Origin of the sequence: Hungatella sp. SB206, from assembly GCF_051132295.1 — a bacterium.
Classification (GTDB): Bacteria; Bacillota; Clostridia; order Lachnospirales; family Lachnospiraceae; genus Hungatella; species Hungatella effluvii.
Genome location: NZ_CP096603.1, coordinates 6,153,036 through 6,168,170 on the forward strand (window position 1 = coordinate 6,153,036; position 15,135 = coordinate 6,168,170).

Genomic DNA, 15,135 nt, shown 5'->3' on the forward strand with positions numbered 1-15,135 from the left:
CCTCCTGTTATTTATGAAAAGAAAATATTAGCGATGGGCAGGCCCACGGCCAAGACGGCAATCAGACTGATTATGCTCATCAGGATTCCGTATTTATAGATATCACCAATTTTCAGCCATTTCGTATTTCCGTGCAGGATGGCCGATGTCGTGGAGGCGGCCGGCGTCACAACGGCAATACACACCATATACATGGACAAGCAGGAGGTGGCCGCGGAGCCGGCGCCGATCTGCTGCGAAAATACATGGATAATTGGTATGAGCAGCATGCCTACCACCATATTGTTGCAGATATTGGTGAGAACACACGCAATGACAACAATGGTAATGGTGAAGACCAGCGGACTCTGTCCCTCGAATACAGGCGTTAAAATCTGCTTCAATAACACGGTGATTCCCGTGGCTTCATCGGTCAGGGCATTTCCAATGGTCAATGCGGAGCCTACAATCAGCACAACGGACCAGATCATATATTTGGAAACAATCGTCTTAAAATTAACCAGCGGCTTTTTGTCTACGTGGATCAGACAGCATACGGTTATGATAAAGACAGGGATTGCATTCTGTGTATCCTTTAACAGCTGCTGCAGAGCCCCTTCCGGCAAAAGAGAGGGAGCCAGCACCCAGATGATAAAAAAGAGCAGGGCAAAGCTTAAGCTTTTCTGGCGGAGATTCATGGGCGGCAGCGGATTTTTGTCAAAAAGACTGGCATCGATCTGTTTCAGCGGCGTCACGTCCGGCTTAAGTACGAAACGCATGAGCAGAACGATGGCTGCCAGCGCCGTCAGCGAAATCGCCGCTGCGGTTACCATATAGGGGAGGTATTCGATCGCCGTCCCGGTCACCTTTGCATAATTGCCCAGCAGCCCCGGGAGCGCGCCCTTGAAAGGTGTTGTCGCAAACCCAAAGGAAGCCGCCATTACCACAGAGATCAGCATTAAGGTCACATACCGGTCGCCTTCTTTATAGCCGATTACTGCAAATAGGCTGTAGAGAATCGGCCAGAAGATGAATATGGTGGGACTCGGAGCGGTCAATACGGATAAAAGATATACTCCCAGTAGAAGCATTGCGGTAAATACCCATGGGCGTCCGTTATTGATCCTGCGGGTGATAAACCAGCGGGAAATGTACTCGCAAATTCCTTCTTCTGTTATGGCTCCTGTCAGCATGATGACAAAGAACAGCATGATGACGATCGGATTTCCAAAGGTCGAGCTCAAAAGGCCGTTAAAACTACCGAAACCGGTGAGTCCTAACATCAGGACACCGAACAGACTGGGCCAGAGCGTATCGACAAAGGTCCATAGATACATCGTTCCAAGAAAGACGCCTAATACCTTGACTCCGACTTCCGTAACTGGTCCAAAGGGAGAAATAAAACGGAAAACCAGCATAATCAATATGCCAATAATACAATGAATATAATACTTAACCCCTGATTTCATGGTGCTTCTCCTTTTATCGATTGAATTTGTCTGAGTACTCTGTTAAGATAATAACATACGGTCGCTGTTAAAAAAATAGCAATCACTAAACATCGCTTATAAATTTTAAAAAGGCAGCATCATTTATGTGCATGTTGTACAACCGGAGGGACTGTGAAGGAGAACGAAAGAGATCATTTTTTAGAAATTCTATGCAGAGAGGGCACCAGGATCCAATTGGATAAAAACCAGTACTTTTCTTCGATTATCAATCATGAAAATACCGCTTACTGTCTGATATCCGGCGTATGCGCCCTGCTGCGTTTCACCCAAAACGGGGAAGAGATTATCTATCACTATTTCAGGGAAAAGGATTTGATCGGCGGCGTGCCGTTTTTTCTATCCCACAAAGGGGCAGCCCAGATTAATACACTCTATAGCTTCTGTTCTTTGTATACAAAGACAGAGTGCATTCTATACAAAATTCCTTTTTCCGTACTGGAGAGAAAGATAAAAGAAGAGCCGGAAATCGGCTACTGGATCAGCGAAGGAATCGCCCGGCATTTTATGGAAGAAATCTCCCATGTACATTCTTCGAAGGAGGATCATACGTCGGGGCGCCTCTGCCGGACTCTGATTGAGCTGGCAAATGAAAAGAACGGAAGATATGAACTTCAGAAATATTTTACCTACACTGAACTGGCCAGATACCTTGGAGTCCATTCGGTAACCGTTTCCAAAATTATGCTGGTACTGAAAAAAATGAAGGTGATTGAAAAGGAAGGCCACAAGACCGTAATCTGTGATATGGAACAGTTAAAGTATCTTGCAGAAAATCCACATGAAATCGGTGATTTTTCGTAACAGTTCAGACGGCGGAAAACTCAGTGCAAAGGCGGACGTTAAGCTTGCTTATAAGACCGTTTTTGCGCTGATTTTTACATCGGATGGATATCCGATGCTTCTTGACCGGCTTTTTTCGGTCAAGAAGATGAGCCGTCTGAACTGTTACGACTTTTCTCCGCAGGAAGAGGAATAGGATCAGACGTATGGTAAAATAAAAAGCGCCCCATACGGGACATATAACTTCTTTGTCCTGTATGGGGGCACTGCATTTTTTAACCGCTTCTCAAGTTTCCTTCACCCGGATATCTCACGATTCTCCGTAACACTCTGCGGCTGCCGAAAGCGCATCGATCACCTGTATTCCCACGGCCGGAAGGCCGACTAAAACTGCGCTCATGACTTCAGCCTTTGTCGCTCCCAGCTTTTTTACAGAATCCACATGGTATGCAATGCCTCCGGTCATGCGCAGAGCGGCCAGTACGGATAAGTAGGCCAGCTCCTGCGTCTTTCTGTCCAGTGCACTGGCCTGTGATCCTTTCATGACCATTTCCATGTACGCCTTCCCGGTTTCTCCAGTCTCACTCAGCAAAATCTTAAATCCATTTCCCATCTTACTTTTCTCCATGTCACATTCTCCATTCTCTATTTTGGTTTTATGGTATTGAAACGATCACACGGCCTGCTGCCAGCCCCTATAACCGCTTCTATAAAGTAAGATGCTGCGAAATTATGAAAGTCCCGTTTTTTCAGCATTATTTTTAAAAAAAGTTCCAATTGCCGACGCCACCGTATCATACCATTCCCGCGGCGGAACGCGGTCCGGAATGTTTCGGTAATAATGGAGAATCTGTCTCCTCGTTTCTTCGTCCGGCTGATACCCGGTATCCCGGTAGTCCAGTACGGTGATCCGCGTTCTCGTCTCCCTCTGCAGAGCATTCCTGTTACTTGAAAATTCAATCCATGCCGAACATCTGCAGGGATTTTTCTCATCCAGGATGCCGCAGTGGTCACGGAAGAAAGACTCCAGACTCAGCCTCGCCCTGTATAAAAGCCCCTTTACCGCCTTGGGCGTAACATCGAGAATTTCCGCCGTCTCCGGAATGGACAGGCCAAACATATCCACAAGCGAAAATGCAGCCCTCTGATTCAAAGGCAGCTTCCCCGCCATAGCAAGAAAGCAGCCGTCCCGAAGCCTTCCAACCTCCTCCGACACGATAACTTCTTCCACAGGAGACGGAATGTTTTCAGTAAATAGATTCCCCTCCCACTCCAGGGCCTCCAGATCATCTGAAAAGCTGAGAGGGGTGCTGGCCTGTTTACGGATCTTCATCCGAAATTCATTGACACAGATCGTTCGCAGCCAGCTCTTCACCGCCGCCGGATTCTTAAGTTCCGGGCAGTGCAGCCACGCCTTTAAGAGCGTCTCCTGGGAAAGGTCCTCTGCCTCCTGCACATCCGTTGTCAGACGGAACGCAAGCCCATACACGAACCTTCCATATTGCTCAATCCATTCTTCTGTTCCCAAGTCCACATTGCCTGCTGCCTTCTGTTGTATCTCCTTCATCATACGCCTCGCTGCAGTTCACGGCCCCTGCTATTTATAAACCAGCCGTGATACCGTTTTTTCCTTTGCAAATCCCGGAATCTGGTACATCACCAGAACATCCGTGATTCCCTGTTCCTCCATCCACTCCTTCAAATTCAGGTTCAGGTACCGCAGGTCCGCCATATACACGGTTCCGAAATGGTTGGCCGCGAACACGGCGAAGCTGTGGGCGTAGGAGTCCTTGATTATGAAAAGCTTTTTTTCCTTCTGATCTCCTTGTATGCTCCTGTTTTCGATTTTGGTTATGGCATGGTTGCCGTCGAGATACACGGCGTATTTGTCCTTTCCCTCTAATGCGTCAGGAAAGTAGAGGGAATCATATTCCTTCGGTTCCCCATCGAAGGACACCCGGTAATCCTGCGGCTCCTTCGGCTGCCACTCTTCGATGGAATCGTATCGCCACGGAACATTGAGTTTGGAATAGACCGTTCCATGAAACTCGCTGCTGACCCTCCGGATATTAAACATGTCTTCCGTCCAAGGGATAAGCCCCATGGACTCCGCCCACAGCCGGTATCCCAAAAACGCCCCTCTGGCGGTCCAATGGTGATCCGTCCGGTAGTACAGTTCCTCGTCACGAAACGATTTTAAGCAGTCTTCTGCCGGAAGCACCATCTCCGGGGAGTTCCCTGTTTCTTTCAGGCGTTCGGAAAGCAGCTCCGTTACCCGGCCCTGATCGTAGGGCGCGGCGAGAAATGGCAGCCGGTCCGTCATGACCTGGGACGCCGATGGTACAAGCATCACCCGCACATGGTCTTTCCCCAGGGACTTCTCTGCCGCCCCTGTAAATGCGGCCAGCTTCTCCATATTTTTGTTCAGCTGCTCCCCTTCCACGTCCTCTGTATCGTATTTCTCGATCAGATAGCCGTCTTTCCCGAAGTATACGCCGTTTACATCTTTCTGAAAGGCCAGACGCTCTGACGTAACCTTCAGACCGATCCATCCGTTTCTTCCCGGAAACTGATCGCTCAAATACTGTTCGTACTTCTCTCCATAGCTTCCATCCAGCAGAGACTTCACCGTAAATTCCGGTTTCTTTTGCAGATACCGGTTCTCCGAGTCTGAAAACGCCTTCTGCGGCATAATCATACCCGCCAGGGATACAATCCCCAAAAAGCCCAGAAACAGGAAGGTCATGGCTCTGTCACTATGTCTCTCTTTCTTCATAAACTCTCCTCATTTGCCAGCGCCGGGAGGCACTAGAACCTGAAATACAGAAACGGATTATAACTGGCATCTACCAGAAATGCTACCGACAGTACAAGAATAACCGCCACAAACAGCAATTCGGCCGTCTCTCTCACACGTCCCGACAACTTCCTGCACAAGATCCCCGGAAGCGGTGTAGAACCCAGGACAGCCGCCGCAAATAACGGCAGATTGGTCACCAGCAAATACCACGTTCTCCGGCTTGCAAAGGCGATACCTCCGGCGCCGGCCATCTGGGTGAAGTACTGAAGCCCCTCCGCCATATTTTCATGTGCAAACAGCACCCAGCCAAGAAAGACGAAGATCATGGCGTATACGCTTCTGACGGCAGATGGCATCTTCTCCAGATACGGCTTCAGAATAAACTTCTCAAGCAGCAGAAGCGCACCGAAATAGAGCCCCCATAAGAGGTAATTCCAGGCCGCTCCGTGCCAGATTCCTGTCAGCAGCCAGACGATCGCGATGTTCCGCACCTGCACCGCCGCGCCTTTCCGGTTTCCGCCCAGCGGTATATACACATACTCCTTAAACCAGGTGCTCAGGGTGATATGCCACCTGCGCCAGAAATCGGTGATGCTCTTCGCCGTATAGGGATACCGGAAATTCTCCGGGAAGTGAAAGCCCATCATCGCCCCCAGCCCCATGGCCATATCCGAATAACCGGAGAAATCAAAGTAGATCTGCATGCCGAACGCCAGAATCCCCATCCACATCATCAGGACGGTCCGCTCTGCATCCGGTACACCCGAAATCTGCGTCCACAGCGCTCCTATGGTATTGGCGATCAATACCTTCTTACCCAGGCCCACGGCAAACAGAAAGACTCCCCTGGAAAATCCGGCGAAGTTCTCAGTCCGCTCCCGCAATTCCTCTGCAATGGTGTGATACCGCACGATTGGTCCCGCAATCAGCTGGGGAAACATGGAGACATAGGCACCGAAATCGATGATATTCTTCTGCGGGCTGGCCTCCTTCCGGTAAATGTCGATCGTGTATGACATGGTTTGGAACGTATAAAAAGAAATACCGATAGGAAGCGCCAGTCCCGAAAGAGGGAACGCAAGCCCGGTCAGCCGCCCCACGGTTTCCAAAAGGAAATCCGCGTATTTAAAGACGCCTAAAAGCCCCAGATTGATGATGACCGAGGAAGCCACACAGAGCCTGGCCCGCTTCTGTTTTCCCTCTTCCATAAAGCGCCACACCAGACGTCCGTGGACGTAATCGACCAGCGTGGAAAACAGCAGCAGGGAGATGTACACCGGTTCTCCCCATCCATAAAAAATGAGGCTCCCAATGAACAGAACCCCATTGCGGAACCTCTTTGGAGCAGCAAAATATACAATTAACATAACCGGCAGAAACCGGAATAAGAATAACAGGCTGGAAAATACCATGTTTACCCCTCAAAGAATGCGTTAATTGCGTCAACTGCCTTCTTGTTTTCTTCCTGTGCAGATTGAAGGGCAGCCTCTTCGCCCTGCTCCTGCGCTTCCTCAGAAGCCGTTCCCAGCATAACGAAGAACACATAATCTCCGTGACGGACTACTTCAGACGCCTGCACCTTGCTGATGTTCATCGGATACTGCATGGAATCTTCCACGAGACGGGTGCGGTAATCGCCAAGCAGCTTCTCCACATCCCCGCCCTTTCCTTCCTTCGCCCTGATGGCCACAAAGGTGTCCACATGGACGCTGATCATCGGTCCCTCCGCGATGAATTCCTCATATAAATCCTCCGGAACTCCGAATATATCATTTAATGCCTGTGCGTCATAGGCTGCGCTTGGTATATAATTTTCTCCATATACATCTTTTACTGCCTGGTGAACTTTCTCCAAATCCACCGTAATCGCCTGTGTGGACTCTGCCACAGTTCCTGACCCGCCGTTATCCGGGCCCTTCTTGCCTCCACAGGCCGTAAGGCTTATCGCTGTCAGAACCAGCGCGGTTACAAATACTGATTTTCTCATAAATTTCTCCTTTATCTGTTCTACTTACGCGGATTCATTATAATATAGAACCGGCCAGATATCTATAGCATATCTCCTACGAAATACTGAAGGTTCTCTTACGGCCCGTCAGTTCATTCCCTGTCCTTCATTCCCCGTCATTTCATCAAATGAAATCAGCCATACTGCAATGAAAAAGCCTGCACATCCCTTACCTCCATGATTCCAGGTCAAATAAGGCGATGTACAGGCGTATCAAAATTCAAAATCATCAAACCCATAGATTAGCGGATAAGGCGCACAGTCCCGCAGGGGGGCCTGGATCGTTCCCTTCACGCCTCTGCTGAATGCCGGTCTGCGTGTGGCAGACTTTGTTCTGTTCTTAATCAGCCGGCCGCCCTTTCCCAGTTCTCCCACATAATATCCGTCCTGATCATAAATATCTCTGCCGTAAAACTTCCCGAGCACGGTGCCGTCACAGGCCACCAGATACTCCTTCTGTCTGACTCCCACGTATTTACCGCCCCAGGTCCAGAATCTATCCATACTCTCACACCATTCCCTTTTCTCAAATCTTCTCTCATATCATACACTATTTTTGTAAAAAAAGGAACACCCGGATTCCCTTGTTTGAACACATTTCCTAAAATTTCGGTCAGGTATAGATTTTTCCGATATTCTGGTATATAATTGGCAACAACAAAAGAGAAGAATCTTATCTTCAGGAGGATACCATGGGATTTCAATATGTAAACAACCTTCCGACCCCGGATGAAATCAAAGAACGCTTCCCTCTTCCGGCTGAATTAAAAGAGCGGAAGGCAAAGAGGGACCAGGAGGTCAGCGATGTTCTGACCGGCAAAAGCGATAAATTTCTCGTGATCATTGGTCCGTGCTCTGCGGACAATGAAGATTCCGTGTGCGACTACGCAGAACGCTTAATCAAGGTTCAGGAGAAGACCGCGGACCGTCTCATCATCATTCCGCGTGTCTACACCAACAAGCCGCGTACCACCGGCGAGGGATACAAGGGAATGCTTCATCAGCCAGACCCGGAGAAGAAACCGGATATGCACGAGGGACTCATCGCCATCCGCAAGATGCACATGCGCGTATTTGCCGAGACAGGCTTCCCCACCGCCGATGAAATGCTCTATCCGGAGAACATGACTTATCTGGATGATATTATGTCCTACGTGGCCATCGGAGCCCGTTCCGTAGAGAACCAGCAGCACCGTCTTACCGCCAGCGGCTGTGACGTGGCCGTCGGCATGAAGAATCCTACCAGCGGCGACTTATCCGTTATGCTGAACTCCGTCGTAGCGGCACAGCAGGGCCATGATTTTACATACCGCGGCTGGGAAGTAAAGAGCGGCGGCAATCCGCTGGCTCATACCATTCTCCGCGGCGCAGTCAACAAACACGGCCAGTGCATTCCGAACTACCATTTTGAAGACCTGGTTCTGCTTCAGGAACTTTACGCCAAGCGCAGCCTGGATAACGCAGCCTGTATCGTGGATACCAACCACTCCAATTCCAACAAGAAATACATGGAACAGATCCGCATCGCCAAGGAAGTTCTTCACAGCAGAAGACATGCGGCTCAGATCAAGGATCTGGTCAAGGGCCTGATGATCGAAAGCTACATTGAGCCAGGCAGCCAGAAAGTCGGCGAGCACTGCTACGGGAAGTCTATCACCGATCCCTGTCTCGGATGGGCAGATTCTGAACGACTGCTTTATGAGATAGCGGAAAATGTATAAAAATAATTGAACAGCCGCGCACAAGGTTTTAATCCTGTGCGCGGCTGTTTCACTCTGCCCTTACTTTGTCTGAACGACTCCATTTACAGTCCATTCACCGTTCTCATTCACGGTATTCCCATCAATCACACCATTCCGCATCATTTTCCCGCGGGTGCCGTCTGAATTGGGGTTGAAATAATAGCATTTCTGCACGCCATTCTGATCCGGAACCCAGCACCAGCCGGTAACCATCTTTCCTCTGGTTCCATCCGAATTTTGATTTAAGTAAAACAGATTCTCCCCGTCCTGATACCATCCGGTAACCATGTTTCCATTCGCATCAAAGAAAAACCAGTCAAAGGCATTTTGCCCTGACGTGGGATTGGCATATGGATTGTATACTGCCGCCCACTGATTGAGGTAAGGCATTCCATTAGAATCTGTAAATCTCCAGCCGCCCTCCTTCGTCTGTGTCCAATCCCCCTTTACCACGTAATCAGGGATCGATGCTGCCCCTGATGTACCGGCTGCACCAGGCCCTTTTCCGGTTCCTCCCGCTGAAGAACCGCCTCCGCCTGATGAAGAACCGCCGCCACCGGATGAATGGGAGCCGCCGCCAGAACTACTTCCGCCGCCGGAAGAACTTCCTCCGGAGCCGCTTCCTCCACCACTGCTGGAAGAAGAACCTCCTTTTATGGTCACGGTAAAGGACGCTTCCAGATCTTTGTATTTCACAGCGATTGTCTGCTGCCCCTCCTGATTCGCATCATAACCGGTACACATCTGCGAAATTACCGGCATATACGAAATCCCATGTTCTGTACAGTTAAATGCCGCAACAACGCCAAAATCTTCAATTGCCGAAGTCTTTTTGAATGTCATGTCTGCCGGCACAAACAACTCCATGTGGTTCAGCTTATCATTATAGCATCCGGAAAACATCTGCACCCAATAGTTATTAGTCTCCCCAGTCGCAAAATGAGTAAAATTGTCATTCATAATATTTGCATAATGCCCCGAACTGTGCATCCACCCATTCATAACGGCCGCCGGGCTCGAATATCCCCATGCTATATTTTCTCCCACGGAACTGGTGTTATAGCCGACCTCATCAAAAACCGTAAAACAGCTGCTTCCATCAGGCCGGGTATGGGAATACTTCTGAGTCAGCTCTTTTTTTCTTATATCAGTCCCTGTCTGCATAAGGGGAACCATGGAAAGAGGAAGGTGTCCTTCCTTCATACGGTTCTGATTGGTAATCTGAAACACGGTCCATTCCCTTGAAGTGCACATATCTTCAGACGGTGGAACCATTTCATCATAACAGAGGTACTTGCAGGATACCTCGTATCCGTCAGCTGTCTGAAAGAACAAATTTGCACGGCCTCTTTTCTTTGCGGTAAAAATCCCCTCCTGGGTGATACTGATCACGTTTCCGTTATCGCTGCGCCATACCCCTTCAGGAGCTTCTTCAAAGCCGGAAAACGTAATCTTAACCTGACCAGTGGTCCCGACTGTCACGTCCTGATTCTGCATCAGAATTTCTTTATCAGAAACAACGACCTCTAAAACTCTTCCCTCCGTCTCCTGGGGGTCCTGGTTTCCATCTGAGCTGCGGTTCACTGCGGTCACCTTATATTGGTACGTCTTTCCTTTTTCAGCAGTTTTATCTGTATAGTTTCTTTTCCATGTCCCTGACTCCAGCTTTATGTAATCACTGCCGTCTTCAGAACGATACAGATTGCACGGATAAGAGCCAGAAACGGTCCACTTGATCTGTACATATCTGTGATAATTATTCACAAGGGCAATGTCCGTAATTATCTCACTTTCTTCCCACTTCATCAGCAGTGCATTGGACCTGGTTGCCTTATTCTGCGCATTTGAATCCGTCGCCTTGTTATAGCTCTCATCTTTTTCAGCATTTGAGCTGCTGGCTGCCCTCGCTTTTGATACATACTCTGATCCAAGGCCATGCTCTGGTCTGCTGCCTGCGTCTGCCCACGCAAAATTACTGCAAACCAGCACAAAAGCCAGCGCCAACGCCAGCATTCGTTTCTTTTCATCTCTTGTCTCCCTTCATGCCCCGATTGTAAGGATTTTAACTGCACTATTTTCCTTACAATTCCATTAATTTTTTATTATCTAAGATCAATTATACAATGTACTTCCCTGATTATCAAGCGATTCAAAATTATATTACTAATTTCGCATCATTTATTGTATACTATATTTCTAATCACCAACTGGGGGAAATAATATGAACGCATTACAGAGAAACTGGAAACAGAATTTTTTTACGATATGGGCGGGGCAGGCTTTTTCCCAATTTTCAAGCGCTGTCCTTCAGTTTGCCATTGTATGGTACCTAACGGATCAAACCGGCTCGGCCCTCGTACTGACAGCCGCCATGATGATGGGATTTTTACCGCAGGGAGTCCTGGGGCCGTTTATCGGAGTGTTCATCGACCGGTATAACCGAAAATGGATCATGATTCTTTCGGATCTGTTCATCTCCGCCGCCAGTTTGGTCATGGTAATCGCCGGCTGGACGGGGACATTGTCAACCGAACTGATCCTCGTGGTCCTGTTTTTCCGTTCCATCGGTTCTGCCTTTCACACACCGTGTCTCCAGGCCGTTACGCCGCAGATTGTTCCGGAGGATCAGCTGACCCGCTGTGCCGGATATTCCCAGGCTTTAGAATCCGTATCACAGATACTAAGCCCGGTACTGGCTGCCGTATTCTACAGCTCCTGGAGTTTAAGCGGCATCATCTTTCTGGATGTCCTGGGCGCCTTGGCCGCGGTTTTTACACTGGCCATTACGCAGATACCGAAACTGCCTGAAGAGGAAAACAGGGGAAAGATCCATGTACTGCGGGAGGCTATGGAGGGCTTCTTAATTCTGAAGACGAATAAGGGCATGTTGGGTCTGGTTCTGATCAGCACCCTGTATACCCTGGCGCTGATGCCGGCCAGTGCGTTGTTCCCGCTGATGAGCATGTCGTATTTTCATGGAACCAGCACAAATGCAAGCGTCGTCGAAGTCGTATTTTCGATCGGGCTGTTATTCGGCTCTCTTATACTATCGAAATGGGGCGGAACGAAAAACAGGATTTATACCATTGTCGGTTCGTTTCTGCTGATGAGCTTCAGTTTATTTATATCCGGGCTTCTTCCTGAGCATGGTTTTGCCGCATTTGTCTTCTGCTCCTGGCTGATGGGCGTGTCCGGCCCGTTTTATTGGGGAATCTACACACCGCTTCTGCAAAGCAGCTTCGAAGCAAAATATCTGGGACGCGTTTTATCGTTATCCGGCAGCATCCGGCTGATCAGCGGACCGGTCGGATTATCCGTCTCTGGAGTATTTGCGGAGCGCTTTGGCGTTGAGAAATGGTTCATTATCGCCGGGTGGCTGGTGCTCATCGCGTCGTTTTTATGCCTTGCGATACCAGCCGTGCGCAATTGTGATCGACAGGCGGAAGGACAGGAGGGAGAGGGGCAGTAATATATCTGAGGTTCCTGGATTACAGGCCGGCTGTGAACCTCCAGGCCGCATGGATCATATTATATCTGTGTGACCTGGCCCTATTGCAGATATTATAACCAGCGCTGTTATCTGAAAGGTTTCCGCACATTCCCAGTTTTAGTGGATACATGCAGTCAGCATTTAGTTTTTACACATATTTCACAAAATTTTCACGATTAAACTGTTTATTATTTTGCTTTAATCTTGTATCGCGCTAAAATATATGGTAGAATATAGATAGATTGATTTATCTATATTTCACAGTTCACCAATCATTTTCTGGAAGAGTATCTTAATGTTTTGTCACCCGACGTACGGATTATCCGCCCGCCATAAAAAGGAGGCTGGGATATGCGAACGAAACAAGTTGACATTTATCAGCGTTATACCCCCATCCCCATAGCTGTTTTAATTACGGCGGCCAATTGTTTTGACTGCGACATCTATATCGATAATGGCAAATCGAAAGTAAATGTAAAAGACTATGATGAGATGAAAAAAGGACTGGTAACGCGGAACAGAAATTTACTATTTTACTTTGACGGCAAAGATGAGAAAGCCGCTGAAGGACGGATTGAGATGTTGTTTCAGCCTTAATCTGTCAGAAAGGACACCGATATGCCACAGTACACCGATGATTTCAGGCCGCTTGACACCATATCCGGTTTTTCCGTAAGACCAGGATTGTACGAAGAATTCGGCGCGCGTCTGATACCTGGAGGAGTCAGTTTCACGCTTCATTCACAGGAAGCTGCGTCCTGCGAGCTGCTGCTGTTTCACCATAACGAAAGCGAACCATACGCGAAGATCCCCATCCCGGACCGTTACCGGATCGGGAATGTCTATTCCATCATCGTGTTCGGCTTAGACACCCGGGATTTGGAGTATGCGTTCAGCATTGATGGGCCGTATGATCCAAAGAAAGGGCTTATCTTCGACAAAACCAAATACCTTCTGGACATTTATGCGAAAGCCGTTACCGGACAGGGCACATGGGGCTCCAAGCCGGAAAGCGGCTTTCGGTATAAAGCGAGGGTAGTCTCAGACAATTTCAACTGGGACGACTGCTGCCATCCTCCTATTCCCATGGAGGATTTAATTATTTATGAGCTTCATGTCAGGGGATTTACAAGAGATGCTTCTTCCGGGGTCACCGCTCCCGGAACCTTTCAGGGAATCATGGAAAAACTTCCCTATCTGGAGGACTTGGGCGTCAACGCCATCGAGCTGATGCCCATTTTTGAATTTGACGAGATGCGCAACCAGCGCAGCGTGGACGGGAAGATGCTGCTGGATTACTGGGGCTACAATCCCGTCAGCTTCTTCGCTCCCAACACCAGCTACGCCTCAAAAAGCGAGCACAACCACGAGGGCCGGGAGCTGAAGACGCTCATCCGCACCATAAAAGAGCACGGCATGGAGGTCTATCTCGACGTCGTCTTCAATCACACCGCAGAAGGCAATGAAAAGGGCGGATTCTTCTCCTTCAAGGGCTTTGACAACCATATTTACTACATGCTGACCCCCGAAGGCTTCTACTATAATTTCAGCGGCTGCGGCAATACCTTAAACTGCAACCATCCCATCGTCCAGCAGCTGATTCTGGACTGCCTCCGGTACTGGACCATCCATTACCACGTAGACGGTTTCCGGTTTGATCTGGCTTCTATCCTCGGGCGAAGCGAGGATGGCACGCCGCTTCACAAGCCTCCGCTTCTGGAATCCTTATCTTACGATCCGGTTCTCGCCAGTGCGAAGCTGATCGCCGAGGCCTGGGACGCGGGAGGTTTATACCAGGTCGGCTCCTTCTCTTCCTGGAACCGCTGGGCGGAGTGGAACGGCAAATACCGGGACGATATGCGCCGTTTTTTAAAGGGCGATGACAACACTGCCGCTGCGGCTGTCATGAGAATCACTGGCTCGCCGGATCTCTATCCGCCGGCCACACGTGGATATAATTCCTCCGTCAACTTCCTGACGTGCCACGACGGTTTTACCCTCTATGATCTCTACAGTTACAACGAAAAACACAACGAGGCCAACGGCTGGAACAATACAGACGGAGACAGTAACAACAACAGCTGGAACTGCGGTATCGAGGGCGAGACCGATGATCCTGACATTCTGGCGCTCCGTTTCCGAATGATCAAAAACGCCTGTGCAGTCTTAATGTGCAGCCGCGGGACTCCGATGTTCTTCGCCGGTGACGAATTCGGAAACACCCAGTACGGCAATAACAACGCCTACTGCCAGGACAATCACATCTCCTGGCTGGACTGGTCACTGCTGGAGAAGAACCGGGAAATCCATGCATTCTTCCGCCGTATGATCGCCATTCGAAGGAGTCATCCGGTAATCCGAAGGGAGACGATTCCTTCCAGCACCGGATTTCCACCTGTCAGCGTCCACGGAACAGAGGCATGGAAGAATGAAACAGCGGCCTATACCCACTACATCGGCATCATGTACGCCGGGAAACACGACGACGGCACCGAGGATATCATCTACCTCGCCGTCAATACCTACTGGGAACCGCTGACAATCGGCCTGCCAAAACTTCCCGAGGGATTTTGCTGGAACCTGCTCGTCGATACGGGGAGAGGGAAAGAAAGTATTCCGGAACGTGTGAGCGGCTGGAAAGAAGTGGCCTGCCATTCGGTCACGATTGGAGCGAGGGCTGTGATCGTCCTGGGAGCCGTGGAGATTTAAGAAAAGTTTGAATAAGAAAGTTTAAATAAAAAGCAGAGGCATGCTGCAAACCCTGGTGGGTCTGCGGCATGCCTCTGTTTTTCGTTTTTAATTATTTAGCTTTTCATTTACGTAAA

General features: G+C 49.2%; 14 protein-coding genes. 6 read left to right on the forward strand and 8 right to left on the reverse strand.

The window, feature by feature from the left end; all coding sequences use genetic code 11:
- Positions 1 to 11: 11 nt before the first annotated feature.
- Entirely contained in the window at positions 12 to 1,448 is a 1,437-nt protein-coding gene (locus tag M1L66_RS27245; protein ID WP_187019870.1) for an SLC13 family permease, read from the reverse strand.
- Positions 1,449 to 1,601: 153 nt separating this feature from the next.
- Here M1L66_RS27245 and M1L66_RS27250 point away from each other — a divergent pair, with 153 nt between their 5' ends.
- Positions 1,602 to 2,291: a Crp/Fnr family transcriptional regulator gene (locus M1L66_RS27250; protein ID WP_434688909.1), complete on the forward strand. Its 690-nt coding sequence runs from the start codon at positions 1,602 to 1,604 to the stop codon at positions 2,289 to 2,291.
- Positions 2,269 to 2,466: a hypothetical protein gene (locus M1L66_RS27255; RefSeq protein ID WP_434688910.1), complete on the forward strand. Its 198-nt coding sequence runs from the start codon at positions 2,269 to 2,271 to the stop codon at positions 2,464 to 2,466. The genes M1L66_RS27250 and M1L66_RS27255 overlap by 23 nt, the downstream gene beginning before the upstream one ends.
- 114 nt (positions 2,467 to 2,580) lie before the next feature.
- Here the strand turns inward: M1L66_RS27255 and M1L66_RS27260 are convergent, their stop codons facing one another.
- The 6 genes from M1L66_RS27260 to M1L66_RS27285 form a co-directional block, all read right to left on the reverse strand.
- Positions 2,581 to 2,898, reverse strand: a complete 318-nt coding sequence (locus tag M1L66_RS27260; protein WP_187019874.1) for a carboxymuconolactone decarboxylase family protein — start codon at positions 2,896 to 2,898, stop codon at positions 2,581 to 2,583.
- Positions 2,899 to 3,000: 102 nt separating this feature from the next.
- Entirely contained in the window at positions 3,001 to 3,840 is an 840-nt protein-coding gene (locus M1L66_RS27265; RefSeq protein WP_434688911.1) for an RNA polymerase sigma factor, read from the reverse strand.
- 27 nt (positions 3,841 to 3,867) lie between these two features.
- Positions 3,868 to 5,046 (reverse strand): DHHW family protein, encoded by a 1,179-nt coding sequence (locus M1L66_RS27270; protein WP_434688912.1) that lies wholly within the window; start codon positions 5,044 to 5,046, stop codon positions 3,868 to 3,870.
- Positions 5,047 to 5,078: 32 nt separating this feature from the next.
- Positions 5,079 to 6,482, reverse strand: coding sequence for an MBOAT family O-acyltransferase (locus M1L66_RS27275; protein ID WP_434688913.1), 1,404 nt, complete (start codon positions 6,480 to 6,482; stop codon positions 5,079 to 5,081).
- A gap of 2 nt (positions 6,483 to 6,484) precedes the next feature.
- Positions 6,485 to 7,057 (reverse strand): DUF4358 domain-containing protein, encoded by a 573-nt coding sequence (locus M1L66_RS27280; protein WP_187019879.1) that lies wholly within the window; start codon positions 7,055 to 7,057, stop codon positions 6,485 to 6,487.
- A gap of 234 nt (positions 7,058 to 7,291) precedes the next feature.
- Entirely contained in the window at positions 7,292 to 7,582 is a 291-nt protein-coding gene (locus tag M1L66_RS27285; protein ID WP_187019880.1) for a hypothetical protein, read from the reverse strand.
- 188 nt (positions 7,583 to 7,770) lie between these two features.
- Between M1L66_RS27285 and M1L66_RS27290 the strand changes: the two genes are divergently transcribed.
- Positions 7,771 to 8,799, forward strand: a complete 1,029-nt coding sequence (locus tag M1L66_RS27290; RefSeq protein WP_187019882.1) for a 3-deoxy-7-phosphoheptulonate synthase — start codon at positions 7,771 to 7,773, stop codon at positions 8,797 to 8,799.
- A 60-nt stretch (positions 8,800 to 8,859) separates the two neighbouring features.
- Here the strand turns inward: M1L66_RS27290 and M1L66_RS27295 are convergent, their stop codons facing one another.
- Positions 8,860 to 10,833: a CAP domain-containing protein gene (locus M1L66_RS27295; RefSeq protein WP_434688914.1), complete on the reverse strand. Its 1,974-nt coding sequence runs from the start codon at positions 10,831 to 10,833 to the stop codon at positions 8,860 to 8,862.
- A 208-nt stretch (positions 10,834 to 11,041) separates the two neighbouring features.
- Here M1L66_RS27295 and M1L66_RS27300 point away from each other — a divergent pair, with 208 nt between their 5' ends.
- From M1L66_RS27300 to M1L66_RS27310, 3 genes are all read left to right on the forward strand, one after another.
- A complete protein-coding gene (locus M1L66_RS27300; RefSeq protein ID WP_187019884.1) occupies positions 11,042 to 12,289 on the forward strand; it encodes an MFS transporter in 1,248 nt (415 codons plus the stop codon).
- A gap of 372 nt (positions 12,290 to 12,661) precedes the next feature.
- Positions 12,662 to 12,907: an HPr family phosphocarrier protein gene (locus M1L66_RS27305; RefSeq protein WP_002604536.1), complete on the forward strand. Its 246-nt coding sequence runs from the start codon at positions 12,662 to 12,664 to the stop codon at positions 12,905 to 12,907.
- Between the two features lie 21 nt (positions 12,908 to 12,928).
- Entirely contained in the window at positions 12,929 to 15,019 is a 2,091-nt protein-coding gene (locus M1L66_RS27310; RefSeq protein WP_434688915.1) for a glycogen debranching protein, read from the forward strand.
- The last annotated feature ends 116 nt before the right edge of the window (positions 15,020 to 15,135 follow it).

Coding starts and splice junctions, on each gene's coding strand:
- M1L66_RS27245 (WP_187019870.1), bottom strand. CDS start 1,448: ATGAAATCAGGGGTTAAGTATTATATTCATTGTATTATTGGCATATTG.
- M1L66_RS27255 (WP_434688910.1), top strand. CDS start 2,269: ATGAAATCGGTGATTTTTCGTAACAGTTCAGACGGCGGAAAACTCAGT.
- M1L66_RS27260 (WP_187019874.1), bottom strand. CDS start 2,898: ATGGAGAAAAGTAAGATGGGAAATGGATTTAAGATTTTGCTGAGTGAG.
- M1L66_RS27265 (WP_434688911.1), bottom strand. CDS start 3,840: ATGATGAAGGAGATACAACAGAAGGCAGCAGGCAATGTGGACTTGGGA.
- M1L66_RS27270 (WP_434688912.1), bottom strand. CDS start 5,046: ATGAAGAAAGAGAGACATAGTGACAGAGCCATGACCTTCCTGTTTCTG.
- M1L66_RS27275 (WP_434688913.1), bottom strand. CDS start 6,482: ATGGTATTTTCCAGCCTGTTATTCTTATTCCGGTTTCTGCCGGTTATG.
- M1L66_RS27280 (WP_187019879.1), bottom strand. CDS start 7,057: ATGAGAAAATCAGTATTTGTAACCGCGCTGGTTCTGACAGCGATAAGC.
- M1L66_RS27285 (WP_187019880.1), bottom strand. CDS start 7,582: ATGGATAGATTCTGGACCTGGGGCGGTAAATACGTGGGAGTCAGACAG.
- M1L66_RS27290 (WP_187019882.1), top strand. CDS start 7,771: ATGGGATTTCAATATGTAAACAACCTTCCGACCCCGGATGAAATCAAA.
- M1L66_RS27295 (WP_434688914.1), bottom strand. CDS start 10,833: ATGCTGGCGTTGGCGCTGGCTTTTGTGCTGGTTTGCAGTAATTTTGCG.
- M1L66_RS27300 (WP_187019884.1), top strand. CDS start 11,042: ATGAACGCATTACAGAGAAACTGGAAACAGAATTTTTTTACGATATGG.
- M1L66_RS27305 (WP_002604536.1), top strand. CDS start 12,662: ATGCGAACGAAACAAGTTGACATTTATCAGCGTTATACCCCCATCCCC.
- M1L66_RS27310 (WP_434688915.1), top strand. CDS start 12,929: ATGCCACAGTACACCGATGATTTCAGGCCGCTTGACACCATATCCGGT.